The organism is Brevundimonas sanguinis, assembly GCF_029636725.1.
Lineage (GTDB): Bacteria > Pseudomonadota > Alphaproteobacteria > Caulobacterales > Caulobacteraceae > Brevundimonas > Brevundimonas sanguinis.
Genome location: NZ_CP116770.1, coordinates 2,087,806 through 2,112,305, shown reverse-complemented (window position 1 = coordinate 2,112,305; position 24,500 = coordinate 2,087,806). Strand labels below are relative to the sequence as shown.

Below are 24,500 nucleotides of genomic sequence, written 5' to 3'. Positions count from 1 at the left end.
CTGGGGCCGTCGTCTGATGGCCCGCGCCGAAGCGTGGGCGGACCGGTCGCGGCTTCGCCGTTACGCCTATGAGTTCCTGTGGTTCGGGCTGAAGCAGGGGTGGGCGTGTCTGTTCGGCGGGGCGATGCTGGCGCTGATCCTGGGGACGTTTCTGTTCTGGCCCGAGGACTCGCCGCTGGCGCGCTATGACTTTCTGGTGCTGGGGGCGCTGGGGATACAGGCGCTGATGCTGGCCTTCAGGCTGGAGAGCTGGGAGGAGGCGCGGGTCATCTTTCTGTTCCATGTCGCCGGGACGATCATGGAGCTGTTCAAGACCTATCACGGGTCGTGGATCTATCCGGAAGAGTCGGTGCTGAGGATCGGCGCCGTGCCGCTGTTCTCGGGCTTCATGTATGCGGCGGTGGGCAGCTACATCGCGCGGGTGCAGCGCATCTTCCATATCCGGGTACGGAACTATCCGCCGCTGTGGACGACGTGGGTGCTGGCGGCGGCGATCTACGTCAACTTCTTTGCGCACCACTGGCTGCCGGACGTTCGGCTGGCGCTGTTCGCGGCGACGGGGCTGCTGTTCATGCGGGGGTGGTTCTACTTCACCGCCGACCGGACGCGGCGGTCGATGCCGCTGCTGCTGGGCTATGGGCTGGTGGCGCTGTTCATCTGGTTCGCGGAGAACTTGGGGACGTTCGCGCGGGCCTGGGTCTATCCGGGGCAGAGCGACGGATGGGAGATGGTCAGCCTGAACAAGCTGGGGGCGTGGTTCCTGCTGATGATCATCTCGGTGGTGCTGGTGTCGATCGTGCACCGGCCGGAGGAGGAGCCGAGGTAGGAAGGCCTTCTCCCCTTGCGGGAGAAGGTGGGCGCCGGAGGCGCTCGGATGAGGGGTGGCGGCGGGGCGTCTGCCGCGTGTGCTCGCCAGATGACGTAATCGGATGCCGGGGGCGCTGACACCCCTCATCCGTCTCGCTGCGCGAGCCACCTTCTCCCACAGGGGGAGAAGGGAGAGGATCACGGCCGCCGCGTCACCTTGTGCGCCAGGTTGGGGCGGGGGCGCTCCAGCGGGGGCTCGGTCAGGGAGCCGACGTGGATGAAGCCGGCGATGCTCTCGCCGTCCTCGACGCCGAACAGGGCGACGGCGGCGGGGTCGTAGGCATACCAGTCGGTGATCCAACTGGCGCAGTAGCCCAGGGCGTTGGCGGCGTGCTCCAGGTTCATGCAGACGGCGCCGGCGGACAGCTGCTGCTCCCACACCGGAACCTTGTGGCCCTGAATGGGGGTCGAGACGACCAGGATGGTCAGCGGCGGGTTGGCCAGCTTGGCCAGGGAGGCGATCTCCTTGCCGGTGCGGTTCTGGGTCTCGCCCAGCACGGCGAGGGCCTCGGACAGTTCGGCGCGGCTCTGGGGGCCCAGCACGACGAAGCGCCAGGGGAAGAGCTTGCCGTGGTCGGGGGTGCGGGCGCCCAGCAGAAGCATCTGCTCGACTTCGGCGTCCGAGGGGCCGGGCAGGGTCAGCAACTGGGCCGAGGCCGAGCGGCGCACGGCCAGGCGCGACAGCAGCTCTTGCGAACGGACGGGCAGGGGCAGGGGGGCGGACAGGTCTGACGGGCTCATGGCCGCTTAGCTAGGATTTCCCGGCCTCCGGCGCCATAGCAGGGGGATGAGCAAGATCCGCGACATCAAGCCTCGCTGGGCCGAGGGCCTGCCTGACACGCCGCCGTGGCGCAGTCTGGGGACGAGCGTGATCGTCGATACGCCCTGGATGCAGGTGACGCGCCATCCCGCCGTGGCGCCGACGGGGGCGGATGCGGACTATATGGTCATGCGGCCGAAGAATGTGGGGACGGGGGTGCTGCCGCTGCATGACGACGGGACGGTCAGCCTGGTCGGGCAGCACCGCTTCGCCCTGATGCGCTACTCCTGGGAGATGCCCGAGGGCGGGGCGCCGCAGGGGGAAGACCCCTTCGAGGCCGTGAAGCGCGAGCTGGCCGAGGAGGCGGGGCTGACGGCGCAGCACTGGCGCGCGGCGCTGGACGTGGACCTGTCCAACTCCATCACCGACGAGCGGGCGATGACCTGGGTGGCGTGGGGGCTTGAGGCGACCGAGACGGCGCCGGACGAGACGGAGGTCTTTCTGTCGGCGCGCGTGCCCTTCGGCGAGCTGATGGCCGAGATCGCGCGCGGCGCGGTGCGCGACAGCCTGACGGTGGCGACGGCCTATCGCGCCTACCATATGGCCCGGGAGGGCGAACTGCCCGCCGCGCTGGCGCGTTCCATGCTGGGCGCGTAAGATCGCCGCCGAACGCGAAGGAAGCCGGATGGCCAAGCTGGAAGTCGTGCCGCAACAGCCGGACCTGTGGGCGCAGTTGCGCGCCGCAGCCCAGGACGCTGCGCGCGAGGAGCCTCGCCTGGCGTCGCAGCTGAACGCCGTGGTGCTGGCGCACGATGATTTCGCGGGGGCGCTGAGCTTCCAGATCGCGCGCAAGCTGGGCGATGCGGAACTGGGCGCCATGACGGTGCGCGAGGTGGCCCTGTCGGCCTTCGCCGCCGATCCGGGCATCGTGGCCGCCGCCGAGGCGGACCTGAAGGCGGTGCAGGAGCGCGATCCGGCGATCCGCTCGTTGTTGCAGCCCTTCATGTATTTCAAGGGGTTCCAGGCGTTGCAGGCCTGGCGCGTGGCGCACTGGCTGTGGACCCAGGACCGCGACACCCTGGCGTTTCACTTCCAGAGCCGGATTTCGGAGCTGTTCCAACTGGACATCCACCCGGCGGCGCGGATCGGCTCGGGCGTCTTCCTGGACCACGGCACGGGCATCGTCATCGGCGAGACGGCGGTGATCGGCGACGAGGTGTCGATGCTGCACGCCGTGACCCTGGGCGGGACCGGGGCCGAGCGCGGCGACCGCCATCCGAAGATCGGGCGCGGCGTCCTGCTGGGCGCCGGGGCCAAGGTGCTGGGCAACATCACGGTCGGCGACTACGCCAAGGTGGCGTCCGGCTCGGTGGTGCTCAAACCCGTCCCGGCGGGCTGCACCGTGGCGGGGGTGCCTGCGCGGCTGGTCAACTGCCCCACCGACGCCACGCCGGCGCGGACCATGGACCACACGCTGTCCGACATCGTCTATGACTTCGTGATCTGAGACTCTGCTGTGGGCTGATCCTGTCCGGGCTTCCAATCGGCAGACGGCTTCTCTACCCTTCGCGGCCAACGAGTTGAACGAGGCTACCCCGTGACCGAGAACGATCTGAAGCGCGTCGAGACGCACCTGAAGCGCACCTTCAACCACGGCGGCATCAAGGTGAAGGGCCGCAAGGTGGCCGATTCCGCCGAAGTCTATGTCGACGACGAGTTCATCGGCGTGGTGTTCGAGGATGAAGACGAAGCCGGTTCCTACATGTTCGAAATGGCGATCCTGGCGGAAGACCTGCCGCCGGCCTGAGGCCCGCCTGACGACGTGAATTGAAAAAGGCCGGAGAGGGCGTCCTCTCCGGCCTTTTTTCTTGGCGCTCAGCGCCGGATCACAAACCGAACAGACGGGCGAAGAAGCCCTTCTTCTTTTCGGGGGCGGGCGTGTCGACTGGCTTCACCGGCTCGACCGCCGCAGCGGCGGCGGCGGGCGCCGTGGCCTGAACGGGGGGCTCGACCGGGGCGGCGGCGGCCGCGACGGCCGGCTCGGCCCTGGCCTCTGAAGCGGACGGCGCGGCTTTCACGGCGGGCTTGGCTGCGGGGGCCTTCTTCGGCGCTGCAGCCTTCTTGGGCGCGGCGTCCTTGGCGGCGGCCGTCTTCGCGGTCTTGGCGGCCGCCGGCTTCTTGGCCGGAGCGGCCTTGGCGGTCGTCGCCTTGGCGGCGGCGGGCTTGGCCTTGGGCTCAGCCTTGGGCGCGGCCGCCTTGGCGGGAGCCTTGGCCGGCGCGGCGGCCTTTACGGTCTTGGGCTTGGCGTCAGCTTTTGTCGCTGCGGCGCTCGACTTTGCCGCTGGTTTCGGCTTGGAAGCGACAGAAGCCGCTTTCGCGGCAGGTTTCGTCTCAGACGGTGCTTTGGCCATAAACTCCCCGACCCCTCGTTGGACGCGGGCGTGTGATCCAAGCCCGCACTGGCGATTCGTTATTATAACGGTGTTTGAAAAATGTCCGAATCCGCAGTTCAGGTGATCGCCCGCGGCGACCGCGCCCCGGCCGAGGCCGCCGCCGCCGCCATCGACGCCAACCCCCTGCTGGAAGGCGCCACCTATTCCATCCTGGAAGAGGATGAGGACAAGGAAATCTGGCGCATCGACGCCTTCCCGACCAGCGACGAGGAGGCCGAGGGCATCGCCGAGATCCTGCGCGCCACGCCGGGGCTGGAGGTGGTGGTCGAGAAGCTGGCCGACGCCGACTGGCTGGCCATGAGCCTGTCGGGCCTGCCGCCGGTCGAGGCGGGGCGCTTCTTCGTCTATGGCGCGCACGATCAGGGCAAGATTCCCGAGGGCCGGGTCAATCTGAAGATCGACGCGGGCGCCGCCTTCGGCACCGGCCACCACGGCACGACGGTCGGCTGCCTGGAGGCCTTCGACAATCTGCTGAAGAGCGAGACGTTCGAAAAGGTGCTGGACGTCGGCTGCGGTACGGGCGTGCTGGCCATCGCGGCGGCCAAGACCGGCTCGCCCATCGCCGTCGGCACCGACATCGACGAGCCCTCGGCCCGCATCGCCAATGAGAATGCGGCTATCAACGACGCCAAATGCGAGTTCTATTTCGCCGACGGCCTGAGCGACGCGCGCATCGCCCAGCACGCGCCCTATGATCTGGTGTTCGCCAACATTCTGGCCGCGCCGCTGGTGTTCCTGGCGCCCGAGATCGCCGGGGCGCTGAAGTCGGGCGGGGTGGCGATCCTGTCGGGCCTGCTGCGGACGCAGGAAGAGCGGATTCTGGAGGCCTATCTGCCGCTGGGCTTCGTGGTGGAGCAGACGATCCATCATGACGCGTGGAGCGCGCTGCAGCTGCGTAAATCCTGATCCTTCTCCCTTTGAGGGAGAAGGTGGCATGCGGAGCATGACGGATGAGGGGTGAAGTACCGTCGTTCGGTGTTTAGGCTTCAGCTATGTTGAAGCCCTCGTTTCGCATTCAGGCCAACGCCCGGCGGTCTCGCCAAGACTTGACCATGGCCGAAGCCGCCCTGTGGAAGCTTCTGCGGGATCGTCGGCTGTCGGGCGTGAAGTTTCGCCGACAGGCGCCTATCGGGCGATACATTGCCGACTTCTGCTGCCCGGCGTTGCGGCTGATCATTGAGTTGGATAGCGGCGTTCATGTCCTGCGGGCTGAGTCTGATGCCGAGCGGGACGCGTGGTTGACGGCGCAGGGTTTCACGGTGTTGCGCTTCGGAAACGAGGCCGTCTTGAGCAATCCGTCCGTGGTGTTCGATGCTGTTCGGCGGGCGATGGCGCAGCAGGCGAGGTGACGGTGTTTCACCCCTCATCCGGCCCTGACGGGCCACCTTCTCCCACAAGGGGAGAAGGAGTAAGAGGCCCTCATGCGCCAGACATTCGACGAAACCACTGATCCGTCCTTCGGGGCCAAGCACCTGCCTCTGCTCCGCGCCGAGATGGCCAAGCAGGGGCTCGACGGCCTGCTGGTCCCGCACGAGGACGAGCATCAGAACGAATATCTGCCCGACGCCAATGAGCGGCTGGCCTGGGTCAGCGGCTTTACCGGCTCGGCCGGGGCGGGCGTGGTGCTGATGGACAAGGCGGCGGTCTTCGTCGACGGCCGCTATACGGTCCAGGCCAAGGCCCAGACGGACGAGGCCCTGTTCGAGCGCCAGCCGCTGAACGCGCTGACCGACTGGCTGGCGGCCGTGCCGTCGGGTTCGGTGATCGGCTATGATCCGCGCCTGCACAGCCCCGATGCGCTGGCAAGCCTGCGCGCCGCCGTCGAGAAGGCCGGGGCGACGCTGAAGGCGGTCAAGGCCAATCCGATCGATCTGGCCTGGGGCGACGCTCGCCCGGCCCAGCCGCAGGCGCCGGTAGTCCCGCACGAGGATCGCTATTCCGGCGAAGACGCCGCGTCCAAGCGCGCCCGCATCGGCAAGGCCATCCGTGATGCCGGGGCCGAGGCCGCCGTGCTGACGGCGCCGTCGTCGCTGGCCTGGCTGTTCAACATTCGCGGCGGCGACGTGATCCGCACGCCGCTGCCGCTGGGCCAGGCGGTGGTGAAGGCGGACGGGACCGCCAAAGTCTTCCTCGATCCCGCCAAGGTGACCAACGAACTGCCCGGCTGGCTGGGCGACGCCGTGGCGCTGGAGGCGCCCGAGGCGCTGCCGGGCGCGCTGGACGCCCTGTCGGGGCGCAAGGTGCTGATCGACCCGGCCGTGTCGTCGGCCTGGTATTTCGACCGGCTGGAAGCGGCGGGCGCCGAAATCGTGCGCGGCATGGACCCCTGCGCCCTGCCGCGCGCCTGCAAGAACGCCGTCGAGATCGAGGGCGCCCGTCAGGCGCACATCCGCGACGGCGCGGCCCTGACCCGCTTCCTGCATTGGGTCGATACGGTCGCGCAGAAGGAACTGCCCGACGAGCGGGCGGTGGTCGAGGCGCTGGAAGGCTTCCGCGAGGCGACCGGCATGCTGAAGGACCTGTCGTTCGACACCATCGCCGGGGTCGGGCCGAACGGCGCCCTGCCGCACTACAAGCCGGTCGGGGCCAAGATTCGGCCGATGGAGACGGGCTCGCTGCTGCTGGTGGACGGCGGCGGCCAGTATCTGGACGGGACCACGGACGTGACCCGCACCATGGCCATCGGCGAGGGCGCGGCCGATCAGCGCCGGATGTTCACCCTGGTGCTGAAGGGCCATATCGCCATGGCGGTGATCCGCTTCCCCGCCGGGACCAGCGGGCGTCAGCTGGACGCCATCGCGCGCCAGCCGCTGTGGAATGCGGGCTTCGACTTCGATCACGGCACAGGGCACGGGGTGGGGTCGTATCTGGGCGTCCACGAAGGGCCGCAGCGCATCGCCGGCTGGGGCACCGACCAGCCTCTGCTGACCGGCATGATCCTGTCGAACGAGCCGGGCTATTACCGCGAGGGCGAGTGGGGCATCCGCATCGAGACGCTGCAGGTCGTCACGGAGCCGACGCAGGTTCCGGGCGGCGAGCGGCCGATGCACGGCTTTGAGCAGCTGACGCTGGCGCCGCTGGATCGCAAGCTGATCGACACAGCGCTGCTGACGGCGGACGAGCGGGCTTACGTGGACGCCTATCACGCCGAGGTTCTGGCCAAGGTCGGACCGCTGCTGGCCGAGGGCGTGCAGAAGGACGAGGCGGCGCTGGAGTGGCTGAAGGCGCAGACGGCGCCGCTGTAAGGCGAGCGCGCAAGCGTGGATATGAAGACGCCTCCCTCGCGATCGCCGGGGAGGCGTTTTTGGTTCGGGCTGTGCGAAAGGCCTACTGGACGCGGGTCCAGGTCTGGGTCTTGCACAGCGGGGCGACGATGCAGCCGCGCAGGCGCAGCGTATTGTCGTTGGTCAGGGTGATGGTCCCGCGATAGGTCCCGCCGTCCTCGGGATTGTAGACGCTGCCGCCGCGCCACTCGGTCGGGCCGCCGGTGAAGCCCGACAGCATCCGCAGGCCGCGTAAGGGACGGTCGCGCAGGGAGGCGTCCTTGTTGCGAGCGTCGCGGGCGTTCGGATCGGCGCGGATGTGGCTGGAGGTGACGAGCGTGCCGCACAGGGCCTGGCCGCAGCGCTCGATGCGCACCTGGCCGCCATTGGTCGGGGTCTGCCACAGGCCGGTCGGGTCGCTGGCGAGCGCGGGAGAAGCGAGGGCGGCGGCGGCGACGGCGAGCGCCGTCAGGACGGAGGTCTTCATCGGCGTTTTCCTTCTGACGGATCGTTGAGCCGATCCCTTGGCCGGAGGGTGATCCGGGTTTCGGACGGAAACAAGGCCGAAATCTTGAAGTTCGCCAAAGGATTACATGACCTCAGGTCAAGATTTCTTCGCGCGCGTTCTCCTCCCCATTCCATGGGGAGGAAAGCGTCAGCCGCCGATCAGCGCCAGCCACTCGTCCTCGGTCAGGACGGCGACGCCGTGTTTTTCGGCGTCCTTCAGCTTGGACCCGGCGCCGGGTCCCGCGACGACGTAGTCGGTTTTCTTGGACACCGAGCCCGAGACCTTGGCGCCGAGGCTCTCGGCGCGGGCCTTCGCTTCGTCGCGGGTGAAGCGTTCCAGCGAGCCGGTGAAGACCACGGTCTTGCCCGCCACCGGGCTGTCGGTCGTGGGGGCGGCCACGTCCTCGACGCGCTCGAGCTCGGCCAGCAGGGCGTCGACGACCTGGAGGTTGTGCGGTTCGTGGAAGAAGTGGGCCAGGGCCTCGGCGGCGACCGGGCCGACGCCGGAGACGCCGGCGATCTGGTTCAGCATTTCGGACGGGCCTTCGTTGCGCGCGACGGCGGCCCAGCGGGTGAGGTCGCTCCAGCCGTCCGAGATTTCCGCCAGCGAGCGGCGGGCGGGCGCGGCCATGCCGGGGAAGGCGAGGGCGATCTTCTGATCCATCGGCGCCTCGGGCCAGGGATCGTCGGCGGCGGGGCGGGCGTCAGCCATCAGGCCCAGGACGCGGGGCGAAATGGCGTGGGTCGCGGCCAGCGTCTTCCAGTCGTCGCTGGCCAGGCCATCGGCGGCGGCCATGCAGGCGCCCTGGAAGGCGGTCCAGCTGCCGAAGGCGCGGGCCAGGACGAGCGAGGTCTGTTCGCCGATCTCTCGCACGCCCAGGCCGAAGATCAGGCGGTCGAGGCTGATGACGCGGCGCGCATCGATCCCGGCCATCAGGTTGCCGACGCTGGTCTCGCCATAGCCGTCTTCGGCGCGCAGCAGGGCCAGCTTCTGCTCGTCGCGGGCGAGGCGGAAGATGTCGGCGGGCTCCTTGATCCAGCCGCGCGCGTGGAAGGCGATCAACTGCTTTTCGCCGAGGCCCTCGATGTCGAAGGCGCGGCGGCTGACGAAATGCTTGAGGCGCTCGACGATCTGGGCGTCGCAGATCAGGCCGCCGGTGCAGCGGCGCTTGACCTCGTCCCCCTCGCGCACGGCTTCGGAGCCGCAGACGGGGCAGACGGTGGGGAAGACGTAAGGGACGGCGCCGTCGGGGCGCAGGGTTTCGACCACGCCGACGATCTGGGGGATGACGTCGCCGGCGCGTTGCAGGACGACGGTGTCGCCGATGCGCACGTCCTTGCGGGCGATCTCGTCCTCGTTGTGCAGGGTGGCGTTGCGGACCACGACGCCGCCGACAGTGACGGGATGCAGGCGGGCGACGGGGGTCAGGGAGCCGGTGCGGCCGACCTGAATGTCGATGCCTTCCAGAACGGTCGTCGCCTGTTGCGCCGGGAATTTGTGAGCGATGGCCCAGCGGGGACTGCGGGCGATGAAGCCGAGGCGCTGCTGCCAGTCCAGCCGGTCGACCTTATAGACGACGCCGTCGATGTCGTAGCCGAGGCGGCTGCGGTCAGCCTCCAGCGTCTGATAGACGCCGATCAGGCCTTCGGCGCCCTCGACGCGGACCGAGCGGTCGTTGACCTGAAAGCCCCAACTGCGGAAGGCCTCCAGCGCGCCGTGTTGGGTGTCGGCGAACGGGGCGGAGGTTTCGCCCCAGGCGTAGGCGAAGAAGGTCAGGGGGCGCAGGGCCGTGATCTTCGGATCCTTCTGGCGCAGGGAGCCAGCGGCGAAGTTGCGCGGGTTGGCGTAGGTCCGCCTGCCTTCGGCCTCGGCCGCCGCGTTGAAGGCGTCGAAGGCGGCGTTGGGGGCGTAGACCTCGCCGCGGATCTCGATCACGTCGGGCCAGCCGGAGCCGGCCAGGGTCTGGGGAATGGCGGCGATGGTGCGCAGGTTGGCGGTCACGTCCTCGCCCGTCTTGCCGTCGCCGCGCGTGGCGCCCTGGACCAGGACGCCCTTTTCGTAGCGCAGGCTGGCCGAGAGGCCGTCGATCTTGGGCTCGGCGACGAAGGCGATGGGCTCGTCGCCCGACAGCTTGAGGAAGCGGGCGATGCGGGCGACGAAGTCGCGCACCTCGCCGTCGTCGAAGGCGTTGTCCAGCGACAGCATGGGCACGCCGTGGCGGACCTCGGCGAACTGGGTGGAGACGGGGGCGCCGACGCGCTGAGACGGGGAGACGGGGCTGGACAGGGCCGGGAAGGCGGCCTCGATGGCCAGGGCGCGGCGCTTCAGGTCGTCATAGTCGGCGTCGGAAATCTCGGGCGCGGCGTCGGCGTAATAGAGGGCGTCGTGACGCGCCAGCTCAGCCGACAGGCTATCCAGCTCTTCGCGCGCCTGGGCTTCGGTCAGGGTTTCGACAGGCGGGAAGAGATCGGACATGAGAATCGCAGGAAGTCGGCAAAGGCGGAAGGGGTTCCTTACCACCCTGCCGCCGCCATGACAGAAACGTAATCTGACGCGACAGCCGAGGGCCGCTAGCGTCCCGCCTCAAAGATTCCTGCCGGAGCCCTCCATGCGTCCTGTTCTTGTCAGCCTGTCCGTGATCGCCGCCGCCCTGACGCTGGCCGCCTGTGAGACGACGACCGCGCCTGTGGTCGAGACGCCTGCGGCCGCGGCGTCGCCCTCGGTCGATTACGCCCAGTTGATGGAGGACCTGCGCATCCTGTCGGCCGACGACATGCAGGGGCGCGACACCGGTTCGGAGGGCGGGGCCAAGGCGCGCGCCTACATCGTCGGGCGGTTGGAGGCGCTGGGCGTCCAGCCCTCGCCGATGGGGCGGCTGCAGCCGTGGGAGATGCAGGGGCGGACGCGCGAAGGGACCAAGACCTTCAGCGGGACCAACATCATCGGCGTGATCCCCGGCACGCGGGTGGGCGACAAATACATCGTGGTGACGGCGCACTACGACCATGTGGGCGTCAACGACGGCCAGATCTTCAACGGCGCCGACGACAACGCCTCGGGCGTGGCGACCATGCTGGAGCTGGCCAAACGGCTGAAGGCCAACCCGCCCGAGCACAGCGTGCTGATCGTGGCGCTGGACGGCGAGGAGCGAGGCCTGCTGGGCGCCAAGCATTTCGTCGAGGCGCCGCCGGTGCCGCTGCACGCCATTGCGATGAACCTGAACTTCGACATGACGGCGCGGGCCGACAGCGACGGCAAGCTGTGGGTGACGGGGACGTATCAGCATCCCTATTTCCGCCCGGTGCTGGATCAGGTGGCGGCGCGTCCGAACGTAGCGTTGGCCTTCGGCAAGGACACGCCTCAGGATGAGGGCGCCGACAACTGGGTCGAGGCGTCGGATCACGCCGCCTTCCACCGCGCGGGGCTGCCGTTCCTCTATTTTGGGGTGAACTATCACCCGGACTATCACCGCCCCAGCGACGACTTCGAGAAGATCAACCCGGCGGTGTTCCAGGACTCGACGGAGCTGGCCATCGCGGGCTTCCGGGCGCTGGACCGGTGGCTGGATCAGTGACGGCTGTCGCAATACACTTGCAAAGATAGGCCTTGAATCCGCCCTCAGAGCGGCGTTCTGTCGCAGCCTCAGCAGTCGAGGAATACCGTGATGTCGGCGACGCAAGGGTTTGACCTTCAACGGGTGCAGAAGCTGCGCAAGGCGGCGCTGCTGGTCGGATTGATCGGGGTGGTCGGGCTGGCCTTCGTCAGCCGGTCCATCGGCGGCGAGACCATGCTGCACGAGGGGTTGGAGGCGTTCGGCCTGGGCCTGATCGTCGTCTGCATCGTCGGGCGGGCCTGGTGCTCCCTCTATATCGGCGGACGCAAGAAGGCCGAGATCGTGGATCGCGGACCCTATTCGATCAGCCGCAACCCGCTGTATGTCTTCAGCTTCATGGGGGCGTTCGGCGTGGGCGCGCAGACGGGCAGCGTGACGCTGGCGACCGTCTTCCTGCTGCTGACGGTGGCGGTCTTCTACGCCACGGTGAAGCGCGAGGAGGCCTGGCTGGCGGGCGCGTTTGGCCAGACCTATGCGGACTATCGCGCGCGGACGCCGCGGTTCGGGCCGGACTTCTCCAAATGGCGCGACGCCGACAGCCTGGAGGTGCGGCCGCAGTTCTTCCTGACGACCTTGCGTGACGGTCTGGTCTTCCTGCTGGCCGTGCCGCTGTTCGAGTCGGTCGAGCGGCTGCAGGATCTGGGCTGGCTGTCGACGCTGCTGCGCCTGCCATGAGGGCGTTGTCGATTCTGCTGGCGGGGGCCCTGGCCCTGACGGTCGCGGCCTGTGATCGGGGCGCCGTGCCTGACAAGGCTCCCTCGGCGACGGCGTTCAAGCACGACCTGCCTGAGGACGTGTCCGGTTACTACATCCCCACGACGGTGGTGCAGGTCGGCGACTGGCGGCTGCATCACCTGTTCATAGGGCAGGTTCCCGACTTCATGGCCTGGCGCGACGGTCAGCGCACGGCGGGGTTCGCGCCGATCATGATGGAGTTCGAGACGGGCGATAAGGCGCGGCGCACGCGGCTGATTCCGACGGCCTATGACGTGACCGAGGACCGGGTGCGGTTTGAGGCGTCGTCGCGCGAGCTGGGCGCGGTGTCGTTCGAGGGAGCGCTGGACCAGGGCGCGCTGGCGACGGCGCGGCGCAACCTGGGCGATCAGGGCGTGGTCCTGAAAGGACGGCTGAAGGTCGGGGACCGGACCTTCGACGGGGTGTCGATGCGGTGGTGGGCGGGGGACTGATCTTCTCCTCCCCATTTCATGGGGAGGTGGCGCGGCGCGTAGCGCCGTGACGGAGGGACCGCCCGGTTCCGCTGTCGCAAGCCCCTCCACCACTACGTGGTCCCCCTCCCCACGCCGTGGGGAGGAGATTTATGATCAGGCGACGGTCGCCTTGACGATCTTGCCCGGCGCGCGCGGGGGCTCGCCCTTGGGCAGGGCGTCGACGTGTTCCATGCCTTCGATCACTTCGCCCCAGACGGTGTACTGGCCGTCGAGGAAGCGGGCGTCGTCGAAGCAGATGAAGAACTGCGAGTTGGCGCTGTCCGGATTGGCGGTGCGGGCCATCGAGCAGACGCCGCGGACGTGCGGCTCTTTCGAGAATTCCTGCTTCAGGTTCGGCTTGGACGAACCCGAAGTGCCGGTGCCCGTCGGGTCGCCGCCCTGGGCCATGAAGCCCGGGATCACGCGGTGGAAGACCACGCCGTCGTAGAAGCCTTCCTTGGCCAGGTCGGTGATCTGCTTGACGTGGTTCGGCGCCAGATCGTCGCGCAGCTTGATGACGACGTTGCGGTCTTCGCCGTCGCCGGTGTCCAGGGTGAAGGTCAGGGTTTGGTCGGCCATCGGGCGCTCCTTGAGGTTATGCGAGCCGGAATTGTGCGCGGGTCATAGCGGCTGAACGCCGTCAGGGCTATGTGGGAAGCATGAGTGAAGACGAAAAGCCCGCCGACAAGCCGCAGGAACGCCGCCGCATGGTGCGTCTGCCCACGGGCGGCACTGCCTCGGGCCGCAAGGTCGGTCAGAAGATCAAGACAGCCGACAAGAAGACGCTGTCCAGCCAGGCGTGGATCAAGCGTCAACTGTCGGACCAGTGGTCCGAGCGCGCCCGCGCAGAGGGCTGGCGCAGCCGCGCCGCCTTCAAGCTGATGGAGATCGACGACAGGTATCGGCTGATCAAGCGCGGCTCGCGGGTCATCGACCTGGGCGCGGCGCCGGGCGGCTGGGTGCAGGTGGCGCTGGATCGCGGCGCGGCGGCGGTGGCGGGCGTGGACCTGCTGATGATCGAGCCGATTCCGGGCGCGACGCTGATTCAGGCCGACTTCACCGATCCGGGCGTGGATCAGCAGATGCTGGACGCCATCGGCGGTCCGCCGGACCTGGTGCTGTCTGACATGGCGCACAACACCATCGGCCACCGCCAGACGGACCACCTGAAGATCATCACCCTGATCGAGATCGCGGCCGATTTCGCCATCCGCACGCTGCGGCCGGGCGGGAACTTCGTGTCGAAGAACTTCCAGGGCGGCGACGCCGGCGGGGTGCTGACGCGCCTGCGCGAAGAGTTCGAGACGGTGAAATACGTGAAGCCGGAGTCGAGCCGAAAGGGCAGCGCCGAGGTCTTCCTGGTGGCGCTGAACAAGCGCTAGGCCGACGCGCCTTCCGCCTCGGCCGCAGCGCGCCGGGCGGCTTTTTTCGCTTCGGCGCGTGTCCACAGGCGGTCGTGCAGGGTGAAGAAGACCGTCTGCACCAGAGGCTCGATCGTGCCGATCGCCAGGGCGATGCGGATGTCGCGCGTCAGGGCGAAGGCCACCAGCACCGCGACGGCGAAGTGCATGACGCCGTAGGTGATGGTTTTCAACGCCACCTGCTTCAGGTTGCGGGGCAGGGCGTGGCTATGTCCGTGGCTGTGGTGGTTGTGGGCGCGGTTCTGCTCGTGCGCGTCCATCAGCTCCAGACGGGCGGTGAAGGCCTCGGCGGTCTCTTCCACCCCGGACAGCATCTTGCGGCGCTCGACCCGGTGCCAGACGCGGTCGTGGATCGAATAGGCGATGGTCTGGAAGATCGGCTCGACCACCCCGACCGCCAGCGCCAGCCGCCAGTCGCGCGTCAGGGCGAAGGCCACCAGGATCGCCACGATCAGGTGCATGGCGCCGTAGCTCGCAATCTTGAGAGCCAGCTCCCGCGCCGTGTTGATCAAGATGCGAACCATTATCGCGCAATGCGTCCCTTCGCCGCCCGTTTCAAGGCAATTCCTCTTATATGGACGATAGCGCGGGCTTGGGGTTGCGGTTCCCCGCCAACGGGGGCTATACGCGGCCCGCAAAATGGAGGCTCCAAATGGAGATACGCGAAGGCCTAACCTTCGATGACGTTTTGCTCGAACCCGGTCCGTCCGAGGTCATGCCCGCTGATGTCGATGTCTCGACCCAGCTGACGCGCGAAATCAGATTGAACATCCCGCTGCTGTCGTCCGCCATGGACACGGTGACGGAAAGCCGCCTGGCGATCGCCATGGCGCAGGCGGGCGGCCTGGGCGTGCTGCACCGGAACATGACGATCGAGGAGCAGGCCGAAGAGGTCCGCGCCGTCAAACGCTACGAAAGCGGTATGGTGGTGAACCCGGTCACGGTCGCCCCCGACACGACGCTGGGCGAAGTGCTCCAGATCGTCGAGCGCAAGAAGATCACCGGCTTCCCCGTGGTCGATCCCAAGAGCGGCAAGCTGGTCGGGATGCTGACCAACCGCGACATGCGCTTTGAGACGGACCTGAACCTCAAGGCCGCCGATCTGATGACGACGGGCGAGCTGATCACCCTGCGCGAAGGCTCGGCCGGGCGCGAGGCGGCGCGCGAACTGCTGCGCACGCGCAAGATCGAGCGGGTCATCGTGGTGGACGACGCCTATCGCGCCGTCGGCCTGATCACCATGAAGGACATCCAGAAGGCCCAGGCCTTCCCCAACGCCTGCAAGGACGAGCAGGGCCGCCTGCGCGTCGGCGCCGCCTCGACCGTCGGCGACGCCGGGTTCGAGCGGGCGATGGCGCTGGCCGAGGCGGGCGCCGACGTGGTGGTGATCGACACCGCCCACGGCCACTCGGCCTCGGTCGCCCAGGTGGTCGAGCGCATCAAGCGCGAGAACAACCGCGTCCAGATCATCGCCGGCAACGTCGCCACCTATGACGCCACCCGCGCCCTGATCGACGCGGGCGCCGATGCGGTGAAGGTCGGCATCGGGCCGGGCAGCATCTGCACCACCCGCATCGTCGCCGGCGTGGGCGTGCCGCAGCTGACGGCCATCGTCGACGCGGCCCGCGCGGCGCAAGGCACGGGCGCCTCGGTCATCGCAGACGGCGGCATCAAGTTCTCGGGCGATCTGGCCAAGGCCATCGCGGCGGGCGCCAATGTCGCCATGATGGGCTCGATGTTCGCAGGGACCGACGAAAGCCCCGGCGAGGTCTTCCTGTACCAGGGCCGGTCCTACAAGTCGTATCGCGGCATGGGCTCGGTGGGCGCGATGGCGCGCGGCTCGGCCGACCGCTACTTCCAGAAGGAAGTCTCGTCCGAGAAGCTGGTCCCCGAGGGCATTGAGGGCCAGACCCCTTACAAGGGGCCGATCGCCCCGGTGGTGCACCAGCTGGTCGGGGGGCTGCGCGCCTCGATGGGCTATGTCGGCGGCGCCACCATCGCGGACTTCCAGGAGCGCGCGCGCTTCGTCCGCATCACCAATGCGGGCCTTCGTGAAAGCCACGTCCACGACGTGATGATCACGCGCGAGGCGCCGAACTATCGTCAGGGCTGACCTGATCCGCTCCCGGCCCCGGTCGGGAGCGGTTTTGTTTTGGGCTAGTGAAACAGGAGAAGAGCGTGACCACTGAACTCACCTATCTGGCGGCGACGCTGGTGCTGGCCCTGGTGCAGATCTTCCTGCCCGCCTTCGCCCGAACGCGCGAGTTCGGCCTGTCGTGGAACGCCGGGGCGCGGGACGAAACGCCCGAAGCCAAGAGCCCCGTCGTCGGCCGTCTGGAGCGGGCCCAGGCCAATCTGTTCGAGACCCTGCCGCTGTTCATCGGCGCCGTGCTGATCGCCCAGATGGCGGATCGGACCGGCGCGCTGACGGCGTGGGGCGCAGGCCTCTACTTCTGGGCGCGCGTCGCCTATATCCCGCTGTACGCCCTGGGCGTTCCCTATATCCGGTCGCTGGTGTGGCTGGTCTCGCTTGCGGGACTGGCGCTGTGCCTTCTGGCCCTTTTCATCCGAGTTTGATTTGACCCCAGCCGCCCGCCTGGCCGCCGCCGCCGCCATCATCGACAGCATTTCGCAAGGCCGCCAGCCCGCCGACGCCGTGCTCAAGGCCTGGAGCCAGCAGAATCGCTATGCCGGTTCGGGCGACCGCCGCGCCATCGCCGAACGCGTCTATCAGGTGCTGCGCGCGCGCGGCCGCCTGTCGGCCTTCATGGGCGGGCGTCAGGACGGACGCGCCCTGATCGTGGGCGCCCTGTCGCTGCTGGACGGCGCGACGCTGGAGGAGATCGAAGGCCTCTATAACGGCGAGGGCTATGGCCCACGCCCGCTGTCCAAGCACGAGCGCGGCCGCATCATGGCGCACGAGGACGCGGCCGATCTGGCCGAGGTCGCCCTGCCGGACTTCGTGACGGCGGACCTGAAGGCGGTCCACGGCGACCGCTGGCGCGACGAGGTCGAGGCCCTGAGCGGTCGCGCGCCGGTGGACCTGCGGGTCAACGGTCTGCGGGCTACGATGGAGGAGGTCGAGGCCGAGCTGCGCGGCGCGGGCCTATCGCCCCAGCGCACCGAACTGTCGGGCTGGGGCCTGCGGCTGGACGCTGAGCCGGCGCCGAACGTGCAGCCGCTGGACGGCTTCCAGAACGGCCATTTCGAGATTCAGGACGAGGCCAGTCAGGTTGTCGGCTGGCTGTCCGGCGCCTTCCCCGGCGCGACGGTGGTGGACTATTGCGCGGGCGGCGGCGGCAAGACGCTGGGTCTGGTGCAGGCCATGCAGGGGCAGGGGTCGCTGATCGCCTGCGACGTCTCGGCCAAACGCCTGGACAATGTGAAGCCGCGTCTGGCCCGCGCGGGCGTCGAGGCCGATCTGCGCCTGCTGGGCACGAACGGCGGCGGGGTCGAGGATCTGAACGGTCAGGCCGACGTCGTGTTCGTCGACGCGCCGTGCTCGGGCTCGGGCGCCTGGCGGCGCCGGCCGGAGGACAGCTGGCGCCTGACGGCCGAGGAAGTCGCGCGTTTGCACGCGCTGCAACTGCGTATTCTGGGGCAGGCGACCAAGCTGGTGCGGCCGGGCGGGCGCCTGGCCTATGTCACCTGCTCGGTGCTGGGCGCGGAGAATGAGGCCACAGCCGCCGCCTTCGAGGCCGCGCACGCGGACTTCAAGCCCGTCCCCATCGCCGATGCGGCGCACAGCGCGGACCTGACCGAGGCGGGGCGCGAACGCCTGCCCGCGCTGGCGCAAGGCAACCGCCTGCGTCTGTCGCCCGCCGCGACCGGCACGGACGGCTTCTTCATCGCTCTTTATGAGCGCGCCTCATGAGGCTGGAACGCTACGGCGCCGTCACGGTCCTGCCCGTGATGGCGGCGCCTGCGGAATACGGCGAGCACCTGCGCGCCCGCATCGACCCGCTGATGACCGGCATCGGTCCGGTCGAGGGGGCGGTGGCGCTGACGGCCGCCCTGGCGCGGCTGGAGGCGAGGGGAGAGACGCCGGATCTGATCCTGTCGCTGGGCTCGTGCGGGTCGCGCGTGCTGGATCATGCGGCCGTCTATCAGGCGTCGTCCGTGGCCTATCGCGACATGGACGCCAGTCCGTTGGGGTTTGAGAAGGGCGTGACGCCGCTGCTCGATCTGCCCGCCGTTCTGCTGCTGCCGTGCCCCATTCCTGGCGTGCCGAGCGCGCGCCTGTCGACGGGCGCCAACGTCGTCTCGGGCGCCGCCTATGACGCCATCGACGCCGAGATGGTGGACATGGAGACGTGGGCGCTGGTGCGCGCGGCACAAAGCTTCGGCCTGCCGCTGGTCGCGCTGCGCGGGGTGTCGGACGGCAAGGCCGAACTGACGGGCCTGCACGACTGGACCTCGACCCTGCATCTGGTGGACGAGAACCTGGCCCGGGTGCTGGACGGCCTGATCGCGGTGCTCGCGGATCAGGGCCTCTCGGCCCTTGAAATTCCGGCCCTGCAAGGCCAAACCCTCGCCCAATCGCTCGCCCCGGATTCGACCTCATGACCCAGCCGACCCAACACCAGAAGGTGCTCATCGTCGATTTCGGCAGCCAGGTGACGCAGCTGATCGCGCGCCGCCTGCGCGAGGCCGGCGTCTATTGCGAAATCCATCCGTTCAACAAGGCGGGCGAGGCCCTGGCGGCGATGCAGCCTCAGGCCATCATCCTATCGGGCGGCCCCAACTCCACGACCGACGCCGACAGTCCGCGTGTCGACCGCGTGGTCTTCGACTATGGCGCGCCGATCCTGGGCATCTGCTATGGCGAGCAACTGATCTGCGCCGAGCTGGGCGGCAAGGTCGAGAGCGGCCACCACGCTGAGTTCGGCCGCGCCGAGATCGTCATCACCCGCGAAAGCCCCCTGTTCGCCGGCATCGGCGCCGTCGACCACCGCGAGCCGGTGTGGATGAGCCACGGCGACCGCGTGACGGCTCTGCCGGAAGGCTTCCACGTCATCGCCACCTCGGAAGGCGCGCCCTTCGCCGCCATCGCCGATGAGACGCGCAAGATCTACGGCGTGCAGTTCCACCCCGAGGTGGTGCACACGCCGCGCGGCGCCCAACTGTTGAAGAACTTCACCCATGGCGTGGCGGGTCTGACCGGCGACTGGACCATGGCCGCCTATCGCGACGAGCAGATCGCCAAGATCCGCGAACAGGTCGGCGACGCCAAGGTCATCTGCGGCCTGTCGGGCGGGGTCGACTCTTCGGTCGCCGCCGTGCTGATCCACGAGGCCATCGGCGACCAGCTGACCTGCGTCTTCGTCGACACCGGCCTGATGCGCAAGGGCGAGGCCGATCAGGTCACGACCCTGTTCCGCGAGCATTACAACATCCCGCTGGTGCACGTTGATGCGTCGAAGGAATTTCTCGGCGAGCTGGCCGGAATCTCCGACCCGGAGACCAAGCGCAAGACCATCGGCCGGGTCTTCATCGAGGTGTTCGACCGCGAGGCGCACAAGATCGAAGGCGCCGCCTTCCTGGCTCAGGGCACCCTCTATCCCGACGTGATCGAGAGCGTGTCCCCGACCGGCGGCCCGTCGCACGTCATCAAGAGCCACCACAACGTGGGCGGCCTGCCGGACTTCATGAAGCTGAAGCTGGTCGAACCCTTGCGCGAACTGTTCAAGGACGAGGTGCGGGCGCTGGGCCGCGAACTGGGCCTGACGGACGCCTTCGTCGGCCGCCATCCCTTCCCCGGACCGGGCCTGGCCATCCGCATCCCCGGCGAGATCACGCCGGAGGCCGTCGCCACCCTGCAGGACGCGGACGCCATCTATCTGGACGAGATCCGCAAGGCGGGCCTGTACGATGACATCTGGCAGGCGTTCGCCGTGCTGCTGCCGGTCAAGACCGTCGGCGTCCAGGGCGACGCCCGCACCTATGAGAAGGTGCTGGCCCTGCGCGCCGTCACCTCGACCGACGGCATGACAGCCGACTTCTACCAGTTCCCCTGGGACGTCCTGGCCAAGACCGCCACGCGCATCATCAACGAAGTCCGCGGCGTCAACCGCGTCGTCTACGACGTGACGTCCAAGCCGCCCGGCACGATCGAGTGGGAATAGTTCGGACCTTTCGGCAGCATTCGGCATCGCTTCCGAAACGTCCACTAAGCGGCTGACAACATTGTGAATTCTGTCGAGACCCTTCGAAGCCATTCGGAGGGTCTTTCTTCGTTTTGTCGGACTGGCCGACGGTATGCCGCTGCATTGATCTGGCGGACTCGGGCTCATACCGTCCTGACAGCCGGCCACGCCCTGACGGTATTATTTCTCGGCAAGTCATTGAAGATTTGAGAGAAAGTTCTTGATGGCGCGGTCGATTTCGAGGGCCGACAGCCGAAGGCGATTATACCGTGCTAACCGACACCGCACTGAAGAATTTGCGTCCAAAAGCAAGAGCTTACAAGAGTACCGACAGGGACGGCATGTATGTCTACGTCTCGACGGGCGGCGCAGTCTCATTCCGCTACGACTATCGGTTCAACGGCCGTCGGGAGACTGTGACGCTTGGCCGTTATGGCCGGGCCGGGCTGACGCTGGCGCAGGCCCGCGAGCGGCTGATCGAGGTGAAGAAGGCGATCGCCGACGGGGTATCCCCCGCCGTTGAAAAGCAGCGCGCCAAACGTCGCCTCAAGGAGGCTCGCGATTTCGCACAGGTCGCCCAGGGTTGGATGGACCGCGCGCCGATGGCGGACAGCACCCGCGACATGCGCCGGGCGATTTTCAATCGCGACATCCTTCCGAAGTGGAAGAACCGCCTGCTGAGCGAGATCACCCCCGACGACCTGCGGGCGCACTGCAAGGCGATCGTGGACCGCGGGGCGCCCGCGACAGCGATCCACGTCCGGGATATCGTCAAGCAGATCTACGGCTGGGCGATCCTCCACGGCGAGAAGATCGACAACCCTGCGGATGACGTGGGCCCGGCGTCCATAGCGACCTTCCGACCGCGCGACCGATCGCTCACCCCCGCCGAAATCCGGATCATGCTTATGCTCTTGGGTGAGGTGGCGACACTGCCGACCATCAGGCTCGGCTTGAAGTTCATCCTGCTCAGCATGGTTCGAAAGAGCGAACTTCAGGACGGGGTATGGACCGAGGTGGATTTCGGGAATGCGGTCTGGTCGATCCCGGCCGCACGCATGAAACGCTCGCGTCCTCACAACGTCTATCTCTCCACCCAGATGCTTGACATCCTGGTCGCCCTGAAGACCTGCGCCGGCAACTCGAAATACATCCTGCCGTCGCGCTACGATGCCGATGCGCCGATGTCGCGGGCGACCTTCAACCGCGTCACCAGTGCGATCGCTGAGAAGGCCGGAAAGGGTGATCTCCCGCTCGAACCCTTCACCGTCCACGACCTGCGGCGGACGGCCTCGACCCTGCTGCACGAGATGGGCTTCAACTCGGACTGGATCGAGAAAGGGCTGGCTCACGAAGAGCGATCCTCGCGCGGCGTCTACAACAAGGCGGAGTTCGAGACCCAGCGTCGGCACATGGCTCAGGAATGGTCTAACGCCGTAGACGCTTGGGAAGCGGGCCATGCCTACACCCCAGTTCTGACCGTGTCAGAGGTCAGCGCACCGCGTTTTGATCCGAAATTTTGAGATGCATCGGGGGATGCCAACAGAAAAAGCAGGGACAAGGACATGATCGACGCGCGGGATAAGGCTGCCGTCACCGAGCGCGCGGCCGAGCGGCCGGGACTGCGGAAGCGGTCGCCGCACCTGCTTGGATTGTAGGCTATGGCCGGGCCGTACTTTCCGCCGCTGGAGGTCGCGGGGCAGACGCTCGTGTTCGACCATCTCGAGCCCTTCGTGCTGGAGATGGCCACCCAGTCGCGTCCGAACGGAGTGAAGATCGATGTCCGGTTCAGCAACCACTGCTTCAGCGAAACCTTCGACGCCGCTGAGCACGACGACAATGCTGTGACGGTCTGGGACGGCCCGAGGCGGCGCGTCTTCTGTCCCATCCGCTACGGGCTGTCGCAGGCGCTGCCGCACATCCTGAAAGGTCTGCCGACCGCGCATGTCTATCAGACCCCGGAGGCGAACTTCCTGCGTATCGGCGTGCGCAACGACGGCGGAGCAGGGGACTACAGGGTCTTCTTCCGTGTCAAGCGCGGCGCCGATGCCGGCGTCGATCTCAAGCTCTTCGTGGAAAGCGCCTACAGCCCTGAGCCGGCCCAGGCGCTCGCCATCGCCCACATGAGCAAGGTTCGCTTCGCCGTCCTGATCGACAAGACGCTAAAGGGCGAGAAGCTGAAGTTTCACCGGAAAAGATAAGGGCGCCCGGAGGCGCCCTTATCAGAAGTCACTCGGTAGCCGCTTCCGGGATCGAAATCCCTATCTCGCTCACGCGTGGACCTCCGAAGAGGCGGGTGAGGCTGTTTCAACCGATCTGGCCTCGGGACGACATATAGCTCCAGGGAGTGAAGAAATCAATTATCGGCCCTGGAAGCCCTGTCCCGTCGTCCGTGGCTCCGCCATCCCCGAATGAAGCATCTCATGACCCGCTCGCCGCTTTCTGAAGCGAAGCGCAGCTTAGAGGTGCGGTCGGGAGGCGCCCGCCCCGTCGTGGACGGGGCGTGATCGGCGCAGTCGCACATCCGGAGCCTTGGCCGGCGTGACGGGGGCGCGGCGGCGCTTCTCCAGCCAGGTCTGGACCTCCGACAGATCCCAGACCACGCATCGCGGAGTCAGCCGGAAGCGTTTGGGAAACTCTCCGCGCTGCTCCATCTCCCAGATGGTGCTGTCTGCAAGCGGCACCATCTGGCGCAGTTCCGGCTTCTTGATCGTTCGCGGCAGGGAATCTGAGCGGGCCATCTTTCGATCTCCATCGGCTGTCCAGTCCGATAGAATCAAACCGAAACGCAACGAAGGCGAAACCCGACAGGATGCGATGTGACGTTTGCGGGACGAACCCGCCCGGATACTTTATCGCCGACCGCCGTAGACTAGGCCGCACCGCACGCCGTAGGTCGAGGTTGAGCCGCCAAATCGTCGATGTGACGGCGGCAATCGGAACCTGACGGGGGGCTACCTGCCCGGCCTGATCGCACGGACCTTCTGAGCGAGACTGGGCCGGCCTGCCGCCGCTGCGCCGTCGACGAAGGCGTCCAGAAGGTTGGTCTTGCTGAAAACGTCGTCCAGACGCCCCATGGGTCTCCCAGAGACGCCGTACGTGCGCTGGGTCAGCTCGAGATTGGCGTCGTAGTGTTCGCCGTCTTCGCGGTTGCGCCCCAGGTAATACACCGTCTCAAGATCGGCGAGTTCCTCCGATGTCAGAAGGGCGGTCATCGCGGCATTCAGGCTCTGACGCCTTTGCTGATGCGTGGCGATAGCCTCCAGGTCCCGAGGGAAGAATGACGATCCGAGATCCGCTGTCCGGTCCTTGACGGGGTGAGCCTCTGCCCAAGCCGAAAGCGCTTCGACCGCCTTGTCGTCACTGAGGTGCTTCAGGGATGTCTCAATCCCGACGAGCGTCGCCAGCGGACGTGAGTTTCGAATAGTCGTCAACGCTTGGCTGAACTTCCGACTCCCGAGACCAAAGCTCTCCATGACCTTTGCCTTGCGGTCGGAAAATTCGGCGTCGCCCCACCCGGAATGGGGCCCCACCATCGCCGCGACCCGCTTGAGATCCTCTCGTGAACACTCGCCGGTGTGTACGCCGGTCAGGCGCTCCTGCTCGAGCTCCAGCACGCGGATCTTCATCTGACCCAATATCGCTTCCAACGTCTCGATACTGGTCCTGATATGCGGGAGATTGACGACCGCAAAGCCGCCCAGGCTTTTTACGCCGGCACGGTTGCTGGCGTAACGCAGTTCCTGTCCGTCGTCGTCCACGGCCGACAGGCTCGCCACATAGGGCTCGAGCTGAGCCACAAGATCCACGATCCGTGCGTCTCCGACCTTGGCGTCCCTAAGATGCTTCCACTGGGAGCGGATATCGTGGTCCGGCTTGTGACGCTCGGCGACCATTCTGGCGTCATGCAGCCGGTTTATCGCGAACTTCAGGGACAGTTCGATCGCATGTCGGCAGTTGTACAGGATCGGCATGGCGAGAGAGTCTCGACTGCCGAACATCTTCTTGTCGATGACGGCCACAACGAGTTCGCGCGCAGCCTCAATGTAGCCGTCGACATAGGCCTCCTCGCTGCCCTGCACGCCGATACAGGCGTTCCAGAGTCCATCGGGGATCTTCTCGAAGAAGGGGTCGGGGTGAGGAGCAGGTTCGGGCTGGGCGACGTCGGTCATAAAGTCCGAATGGCTCAACGTCGGAAGGTCGGCAAGCGCGCCGAATGTCGGGTCGCAGTCTTCCCACGCTCCATCGAAATACGACGATG

Annotated in this window: 26 protein-coding genes; 18 read left to right on the top strand and 8 right to left on the bottom strand. The window is 67.4% G+C overall.

From position 1 onward, the window contains the following. Positions 1 to 16 precede the first annotated feature (16 nt). Positions 17 to 826 carry a DUF817 domain-containing protein gene (locus PIB44_RS10525; RefSeq protein WP_278069341.1) on the top strand — a complete coding sequence of 270 codons (810 nt, stop codon included), beginning with the start codon at positions 17 to 19 and terminating at the stop codon, positions 824 to 826. A 179-nt stretch (positions 827 to 1,005) separates the two neighbouring features. Here PIB44_RS10525 and PIB44_RS10520 read toward each other — a convergent pair whose 3' ends face one another. After that, positions 1,006 to 1,608 (bottom strand): nitroreductase family protein, encoded by a 603-nt coding sequence (locus tag PIB44_RS10520; RefSeq protein WP_278069340.1) that lies wholly within the window; start codon positions 1,606 to 1,608, stop codon positions 1,006 to 1,008. Positions 1,609 to 1,654: 46 nt separating this feature from the next. On the opposite strand from PIB44_RS10520, the gene PIB44_RS10515 reads away from it, so the two are divergent. The 3 genes from PIB44_RS10515 to PIB44_RS10505 all read left to right on the top strand — a co-directional run bounded on the left by PIB44_RS10515 (position 1,655) and on the right by PIB44_RS10505 (position 3,434). Then, a complete protein-coding gene (locus PIB44_RS10515) occupies positions 1,655 to 2,284 on the top strand; it encodes an NUDIX domain-containing protein (protein WP_278069339.1) in 630 nt (209 codons plus the stop codon). A 28-nt stretch (positions 2,285 to 2,312) separates the two neighbouring features. After that, positions 2,313 to 3,134, top strand: coding sequence for a serine O-acetyltransferase (gene cysE / locus PIB44_RS10510; RefSeq protein WP_227157709.1), 822 nt, complete (start codon positions 2,313 to 2,315; stop codon positions 3,132 to 3,134). Positions 3,135 to 3,224: 90 nt separating this feature from the next. After that, positions 3,225 to 3,434 carry a DUF3126 family protein gene (locus PIB44_RS10505; protein WP_003167318.1) on the top strand — a complete coding sequence of 70 codons (210 nt, stop codon included), beginning with the start codon at positions 3,225 to 3,227 and terminating at the stop codon, positions 3,432 to 3,434. A gap of 79 nt (positions 3,435 to 3,513) precedes the next feature. On the opposite strand, the gene PIB44_RS10500 is transcribed toward PIB44_RS10505, so the two are convergent. Further along, positions 3,514 to 4,038, bottom strand: a complete 525-nt coding sequence (locus PIB44_RS10500; protein ID WP_278069338.1) for a hypothetical protein — start codon at positions 4,036 to 4,038, stop codon at positions 3,514 to 3,516. Between the two features lie 81 nt (positions 4,039 to 4,119). Here PIB44_RS10500 and PIB44_RS10495 point away from each other — a divergent pair, with 81 nt between their 5' ends. The 3 genes from PIB44_RS10495 to PIB44_RS10485 all read left to right on the top strand — a co-directional run bounded on the left by PIB44_RS10495 (position 4,120) and on the right by PIB44_RS10485 (position 7,325). Further along, complete coding sequence (locus PIB44_RS10495; RefSeq protein ID WP_278069337.1) at positions 4,120 to 4,986, top strand: 50S ribosomal protein L11 methyltransferase; 867 nt, start codon at positions 4,120 to 4,122, stop codon at positions 4,984 to 4,986. 146 nt (positions 4,987 to 5,132) lie between these two features. Beyond that, on the top strand, positions 5,133 to 5,429 hold the full coding sequence (locus PIB44_RS10490; protein ID WP_278069336.1) for an endonuclease domain-containing protein: 297 nt from the start codon (positions 5,133 to 5,135) through the stop codon (positions 5,427 to 5,429). A 72-nt stretch (positions 5,430 to 5,501) separates the two neighbouring features. Then, the gene (locus tag PIB44_RS10485; RefSeq protein ID WP_278069335.1) at positions 5,502 to 7,325 is read left to right on the top strand and encodes an aminopeptidase P family protein; all 1,824 of its coding nucleotides are present in this window, start codon (positions 5,502 to 5,504) and stop codon (positions 7,323 to 7,325) included. A gap of 82 nt (positions 7,326 to 7,407) precedes the next feature. On the opposite strand, the gene PIB44_RS10480 is transcribed toward PIB44_RS10485, so the two are convergent. Together PIB44_RS10480 and ligA are read right to left on the bottom strand one after the other, a co-directional pair. Further along, on the bottom strand, positions 7,408 to 7,830 hold the full coding sequence (locus PIB44_RS10480; RefSeq protein ID WP_278069334.1) for a DUF2147 domain-containing protein: 423 nt from the start codon (positions 7,828 to 7,830) through the stop codon (positions 7,408 to 7,410). A 168-nt stretch (positions 7,831 to 7,998) separates the two neighbouring features. After that, positions 7,999 to 10,326, bottom strand: a complete 2,328-nt coding sequence (ligA, locus tag PIB44_RS10475) for an NAD-dependent DNA ligase LigA (protein WP_278069333.1) — start codon at positions 10,324 to 10,326, stop codon at positions 7,999 to 8,001. Positions 10,327 to 10,459: 133 nt separating this feature from the next. Between ligA and PIB44_RS10470 the strand changes: the two genes are divergently transcribed. The 3 genes from PIB44_RS10470 to PIB44_RS10460 all read left to right on the top strand — a co-directional run bounded on the left by PIB44_RS10470 (position 10,460) and on the right by PIB44_RS10460 (position 12,651). Continuing rightward, positions 10,460 to 11,425, top strand: coding sequence for a M28 family peptidase (locus PIB44_RS10470; RefSeq protein ID WP_278069332.1), 966 nt, complete (start codon positions 10,460 to 10,462; stop codon positions 11,423 to 11,425). A gap of 90 nt (positions 11,426 to 11,515) precedes the next feature. Next, complete coding sequence (locus tag PIB44_RS10465) at positions 11,516 to 12,139, top strand: methyltransferase family protein (protein WP_278069331.1); 624 nt, start codon at positions 11,516 to 11,518, stop codon at positions 12,137 to 12,139. After that, on the top strand, positions 12,136 to 12,651 hold the full coding sequence (locus PIB44_RS10460; RefSeq protein WP_029972565.1) for a hypothetical protein: 516 nt from the start codon (positions 12,136 to 12,138) through the stop codon (positions 12,649 to 12,651). Before PIB44_RS10465 ends, PIB44_RS10460 begins: the two co-directional genes overlap by 4 nt. Positions 12,652 to 12,786: 135 nt before the next feature. Here PIB44_RS10460 and PIB44_RS10455 read toward each other — a convergent pair whose 3' ends face one another. After that, a complete protein-coding gene (locus PIB44_RS10455; RefSeq protein ID WP_003167307.1) occupies positions 12,787 to 13,251 on the bottom strand; it encodes a peptidylprolyl isomerase in 465 nt (154 codons plus the stop codon). Between the two features lie 80 nt (positions 13,252 to 13,331). On the opposite strand from PIB44_RS10455, the gene PIB44_RS10450 reads away from it, so the two are divergent. Continuing rightward, the gene (locus PIB44_RS10450; RefSeq protein WP_278069330.1) at positions 13,332 to 14,054 is read left to right on the top strand and encodes an RlmE family RNA methyltransferase; all 723 of its coding nucleotides are present in this window, start codon (positions 13,332 to 13,334) and stop codon (positions 14,052 to 14,054) included. Here PIB44_RS10450 and PIB44_RS10445 read toward each other — a convergent pair. After that, a complete protein-coding gene (locus PIB44_RS10445; protein ID WP_278069329.1) occupies positions 14,051 to 14,617 on the bottom strand; it encodes a DUF2061 domain-containing protein in 567 nt (188 codons plus the stop codon). The genes PIB44_RS10450 and PIB44_RS10445 overlap by 4 nt on opposite strands. Before the next feature lie 128 nt (positions 14,618 to 14,745). Here PIB44_RS10445 and guaB point away from each other — a divergent pair, with 128 nt between their 5' ends. The 7 genes from guaB to PIB44_RS10410 all read left to right on the top strand — a co-directional run bounded on the left by guaB (position 14,746) and on the right by PIB44_RS10410 (position 22,440). Further along, positions 14,746 to 16,206, top strand: coding sequence for an IMP dehydrogenase (gene guaB, locus PIB44_RS10440; RefSeq protein ID WP_278069328.1), 1,461 nt, complete (start codon positions 14,746 to 14,748; stop codon positions 16,204 to 16,206). Positions 16,207 to 16,271: 65 nt separating this feature from the next. Continuing rightward, on the top strand, positions 16,272 to 16,670 hold the full coding sequence (locus tag PIB44_RS10435) for an MAPEG family protein (RefSeq protein WP_025977557.1): 399 nt from the start codon (positions 16,272 to 16,274) through the stop codon (positions 16,668 to 16,670). 1 nt (position 16,671) lies between these two features. Next, positions 16,672 to 17,967, top strand: a complete 1,296-nt coding sequence (locus tag PIB44_RS10430) for an RsmB/NOP family class I SAM-dependent RNA methyltransferase (RefSeq protein ID WP_278069327.1) — start codon at positions 16,672 to 16,674, stop codon at positions 17,965 to 17,967. Beyond that, positions 17,964 to 18,659, top strand: a complete 696-nt coding sequence (locus tag PIB44_RS10425) for a 5'-methylthioadenosine/S-adenosylhomocysteine nucleosidase (RefSeq protein WP_278069326.1) — start codon at positions 17,964 to 17,966, stop codon at positions 18,657 to 18,659. The genes PIB44_RS10430 and PIB44_RS10425 overlap by 4 nt, the downstream gene beginning before the upstream one ends. Beyond that, positions 18,656 to 20,218 carry a glutamine-hydrolyzing GMP synthase gene (gene guaA, locus PIB44_RS10420; protein WP_278069325.1) on the top strand — a complete coding sequence of 521 codons (1,563 nt, stop codon included), beginning with the start codon at positions 18,656 to 18,658 and terminating at the stop codon, positions 20,216 to 20,218. The genes PIB44_RS10425 and guaA overlap by 4 nt, the downstream gene beginning before the upstream one ends. A gap of 290 nt (positions 20,219 to 20,508) precedes the next feature. Continuing rightward, entirely contained in the window at positions 20,509 to 21,762 is a 1,254-nt protein-coding gene (locus PIB44_RS10415; protein ID WP_278069324.1) for a tyrosine-type recombinase/integrase, read from the top strand. 138 nt (positions 21,763 to 21,900) lie between these two features. Further along, on the top strand, positions 21,901 to 22,440 hold the full coding sequence (locus tag PIB44_RS10410; protein WP_278069323.1) for a YjaZ family protein: 540 nt from the start codon (positions 21,901 to 21,903) through the stop codon (positions 22,438 to 22,440). 258 nt (positions 22,441 to 22,698) lie between these two features. Here the strand turns inward: PIB44_RS10410 and PIB44_RS10405 are convergent, their stop codons facing one another. Beyond that, complete coding sequence (locus PIB44_RS10405) at positions 22,699 to 22,980, bottom strand: helix-turn-helix transcriptional regulator (RefSeq protein WP_278069322.1); 282 nt, start codon at positions 22,978 to 22,980, stop codon at positions 22,699 to 22,701. A gap of 213 nt (positions 22,981 to 23,193) precedes the next feature. Beyond that, entirely contained in the window at positions 23,194 to 24,411 is a 1,218-nt protein-coding gene (locus PIB44_RS10400) for a hypothetical protein (RefSeq protein ID WP_278069321.1), read from the bottom strand. Positions 24,412 to 24,500 lie beyond the last annotated feature (89 nt).